This window comes from Martelella sp. (assembly GCF_984369615.1).
The window spans coordinates 1-2,847 of record NZ_CFHTCS010000469.1 but is presented as its reverse complement, the minus strand read 5'-3'; the positions used below and the strand labels follow the sequence as shown (position 1 = coordinate 2,847).

Sequence of the window (2,847 nt, the reverse complement as noted above, 5' to 3'; positions counted from 1 at the left end):
CCCGAAACGCGTCGGCGATTTCGACCAGCGCATGTGCGGCATGGTGATGTTCAGGAACAACCAGCCGGTCTCCGTCGGCGCGGGCGCTGCCTGCATGGGCTCGCCGCTCAACGCCGCACTGTGGCTGGCGCGCACCATGGCGAAGGCCGGCCGCGCGCTCGGACCCGGCGACGTCATTCTCTCCGGCGCGCTGGGGCCGATGGCTCCGGCCGCTCCAGGCGATGTGTTTGAAGCCCGCATCAACGGGCTCGGCACCGTTCGCGCCGCATTTTCGAAGGATTGAGACGATGGAAAAGATCAAATGCGCCATTATCGGCTCCGGCAATATCGGAACCGATCTGATGATCAAGGTGATGCGCAAGTCGAAGACGCTGGAAATGGCCGCCATGGTCGGTATCGACCCGAATTCCGACGGGCTGGCGCGCGCCGCGCGCCTCGGCGTCGCGACCACGCATGAGGGCATTGACGGGCTGACGAAGCTCGACTGCTACGGCGACATCCGCATCGTCTTCGACGCAACCTCCGCCGGCGCCCACAAGCGTCATAACGAGGTCCTGCAGCGCGACGGCAAGCAGGTGGTCGATCTGACCCCGGCGGCGATCGGCCCCTACACGATCCCGGTCGTCAATCTCGACGCCAATCTCGCGGAACCGAACGTCAACATGGTGACCTGCGGCGGCCAGGCGACGATCCCGATCGTTGCCGCCGTCAACCGGGTGAGCCCCGTGCGCTACGGCGAGATCGTCGCCTCGATCTCCTCACGCTCGGCCGGTCCCGGAACGCGCGCCAATATCGACGAGTTCACCGAGACGACGGCAGCGGCGATCGAGAAGGTCGGGGGCGCGGAACGCGGAAAGGCGATCATCATCCTCAACCCGGCCGAACCGCCGATCATGATGCGCGATACCGTCTACTGCCTCTGCGACGAGGCCGACCAGGAGGCGATCCGCAAATCGATCCACGACATGGTGGAAGAGGTGCGCGCCTATGTGCCCGGCTACCGGCTGAAGCAGGCTGTCCAGTTCGAGCATATCGGCTCCAACGCGCCGCTGCATATTCCGGAAATGGGCGGCGATTTCACCGGCCTCAAGGTCACGGTGTTTCTCGAGGTGGAGGGCGCCGCCCACTACCTGCCCGCCTATGCCGGCAATCTCGACATCATGACCTCGGCGGCGCTCAAGACCGCCGAACGCCTCGCCGAAAAACGCAACTGGATCGCAAAGGCCGCCTGAGATGACCAAGCTCTACATACAGGACGTCACGCTGCGCGACGGCATGCACGCCGTGCGCCACCAGTATGATCTCGGCCATGTCCGCGCCATTGCCGAGGCGCTCGACGAGGCCGGCGTCGATGCCATCGAGGTCGCCCATGGCGACGGGCTGACGGGTTCGACCTTCAATTACGGTTTCGGCAAATGCACCGATGAAGCCTGGATCTGCGAGGCCGCCAAGGTGGTGAAGAAGGCGAAGCTCACGACGCTGCTTCTGCCCGGCATCGGCACGATCCACGACCTGAAGCGCGCCCGCGACATGGGCGTCGCCTCCGTGCGCGTCGCCACCCACTGCACCGAGGCCGACGTCTCCGCCCAGCACATCGCGGCCGCGAAGGAAATGGGCATGGACGTCTCCGGCTTTTTGATGATGAGCCACATGAACACGCCGGAAAAGCTCGCCGAACAGGCGAAGCTGATGGAAAGCTACGGCGCGGACTGCGTCTATGTCACCGATTCCGGCGGCAGGCTCACCATGAAGGACGTCGCCGCCCGTTTCGAGGCCTACAACGCCGTTCTGAAGCCCGAAACCCAGCGCGGCGCGCATATGCACGAGAACCTGTCGCTGTCGGTCGCCAATTCGGTCGTAGCCGTCGAGCATGGCGCGACCCGCGTCGACGCCTCGCTTGCCGGCATGGGCGCCGGCGCCGGCAACACGCCGATCGAGGCCTTCATCGCCGTTGCCAATCTCTATGGCTTCGAACATGGCTGCGATCTCTTCAAGCTGCAGGATGCGGCCGAGGAACTGGTGCGACCGCTGCAGGACCGGCCGGTGCGGGTCGACCGTGAAACCATGACACTTGGCTATGGCGGCGTCTATTCATCCTTCCTGCGCCACGCGGAGCGGGCGGCTGAAGCCTACGGGCTTGATACGCGCGACATTCTCGTCGAGGTCGGCCGGCGCGGCATGGTCGGCGGCCAGGAGGACATGATCGTCGATGTCGCCCTCGACATGATCAAGGAAAAGGAGCTGGCGATATGACCGATATCAGCGCAATTGCGGAGATTGTCGACCGGGCAGCGATGACGGCGACGGAAATCCCCCAGTTTTCCGATAAGGCGGCGCTTTCGATGGACGAGGCCTATGCCGCCCAGGCGCTGTCGCTGCAGCGGCGCTATGCGCGCGGCGAGAAGCGCGTCGGCATCAAGATGGGACTGACCTCACGTGCGAAGATGGTCCAGGTCGGCGTCTCCGACGTGATCTGGGGGCGCCTCACCGACGCCATGCGGGAGGAGGAAGGCGGAACCGTATCGCTTTCGAAATACGTGCATCCGCGCGTCGAGCCGGAGATCGCCTTTTTGATGAAGAAGCCACTTTCGGGAAAGGTCTCGGCGCTTGAGGCAATGGAGGCGGTCGCCGCGGTCGCGCCGGCGCTGGAGATCATCGACAGCCGCTACAAGGCTTTCAAGTTCGATATCGGCGATGTGATCGCCGACAATTCGTCCTCCTCCGGTTTCGTCATCGGCCAGTGGTCGGACGCTTCAACCGATATCGCCAATCTCGGCATGGTTCTCTCGATCAACGGCGAACCGCGCGAGATCGGCTCGTCGGCCGCGATCCTCGGCCACCCGGTCC

General features: G+C 64.5%; 4 protein-coding genes. All 4 read left to right on the top strand.

What is annotated here, in order from left to right:
- A partial coding sequence (locus AC5DC2_RS22345) for a fumarylacetoacetate hydrolase family protein (protein ID WP_491700079.1) occupies positions 1-283 on the top strand: 283 nt, incomplete at its 5' end.
- A 4-nt stretch (positions 284-287) separates the two neighbouring features.
- On the top strand, positions 288-1,232 hold the full coding sequence (locus tag AC5DC2_RS22340; protein WP_491700078.1) for an acetaldehyde dehydrogenase (acetylating): 945 nt from the start codon (positions 288-290) through the stop codon (positions 1,230-1,232).
- 1 nt (position 1,233) lies between these two features.
- Entirely contained in the window at positions 1,234-2,253 is a 1,020-nt protein-coding gene (gene dmpG, locus AC5DC2_RS22335; RefSeq protein WP_491700077.1) for a 4-hydroxy-2-oxovalerate aldolase, read from the top strand.
- A partial coding sequence (locus tag AC5DC2_RS22330) for a 2-keto-4-pentenoate hydratase (RefSeq protein ID WP_491700076.1) occupies positions 2,250-2,847 on the top strand: 598 nt, incomplete at its 3' end. The genes dmpG and AC5DC2_RS22330, both read left to right, overlap by 4 nt.

What these genes read in the sequence shown, in the direction of transcription:
- AC5DC2_RS22340 (WP_491700078.1), top strand. Translation starts at nt 288, where the DNA reads ATGGAAAAGATCAAATGCGCCATTATCGGCTCCGGCAATATCGGAACC.
- dmpG (WP_491700077.1), top strand. Translation starts at nt 1,234, where the DNA reads ATGACCAAGCTCTACATACAGGACGTCACGCTGCGCGACGGCATGCAC.